The 1,108-nt window shown below is 53.8% G+C and carries 1 protein-coding gene; it reads left to right on the top strand.

Features of this window, described 5'->3' with window-relative positions:
* The coding region (locus tag ACMP1L_RS09910; protein ID WP_418452921.1) for a VirD4-like conjugal transfer protein, CD1115 family at positions 1–1,108 on the top strand (1,108 nt) is incomplete at both ends.

Below are 1,108 nucleotides of genomic sequence, written 5' to 3'. Positions count from 1 at the left end.
CCGGTGGGGCACCGCCAAAGACATTGCCCCGTACATCGACCCCAAGTTTGAAAACAACATTCTGCTGACCCAGACCGAACGCCTGACCATGACCGGGCGGCCCAAAGACCCCAAGACGGCCCGGAACAAGAATGTGCTGGTGATCGGCGGCTCCGGCAGCGGCAAGACACGCTTCTATGTGAAGCCCAACCTCATGCAATGTTTCCCCACTTCCGACTATCCCGCCTCATTCGTGGTCACAGACCCAAAAGGCACACTGGTTCTGGAAACAGGCCAAATGTTCCAGCGGGCAGGCTACCGGGTGAAAATCCTGAACACGATAAACTTTTCCAAGTCTATGAAGTACAACCCCTTTGTTTACATCCACTCGGAAAAGGACGTGCTGAAACTGGTGAATACCCTTATCGCCAACACCAAGGGCGAGGGTGAAAAATCAGCAGAAGATTTTTGGGTGAAGTCGGAACGGCTGTTCTACACGGCTCTGATTGGCTACATCTGGTACGAGGCCCCGGCAGAAGAAATGAACTTCACCACCCTGCTGGAAATGATAAATGCCAGCGAAGCCCGCGAGGACGACCCGGAGTTTCAAAGCCCAGTGGACCTCATGTTTGAACGGCTGGAACAGAAAGACCCGGACCACTTCGCTGTCCGGCAGTACAAAAAGTTTCTGCTGTCGGCGGGCAAGACCCGTTCCTCCATCCTGATAAGCTGCGGTGCCCGTTTAGCCCCATTTGACATCCGGGAGGTGCGGGAGCTGATGGAGGACGATGAAATGGAGCTGGACACCATCGGGGATGAAAAGACTGTGCTGTTTTTGATTATGAGCGACACGGACACCACCTTCAACTTCATTCTTGCCATGCTTCAAAGCCAGCTTATCAACCTGCTGTGTGACCGTGCGGATGATAAATACGGTGGCCGACTGCCTGTCCATGTACGGCTGATTCTGGACGAGTTCGCCAACATTGGGCAGATTCCCAACTTCGACAAGCTGATCGCCACCATCCGCAGCCGGGAAATCTCGGCATCCATCATTTTGCAGAGCCAGTCGCAGCTAAAAGCCATCTACAAGGATGCGGCCGAAATCATTTCGGACAACTGCGATTCT

This window comes from Ventrimonas sp., from assembly GCF_048380235.1.
In the GTDB taxonomy this organism is placed as follows: domain Bacteria; phylum Bacillota; class Clostridia; order Lachnospirales; family Lachnospiraceae; genus Brotaphodocola.
Note: the sequence above shows the minus strand (reverse complement) of the source record. Positions and strands in the feature narration are given on the sequence as shown.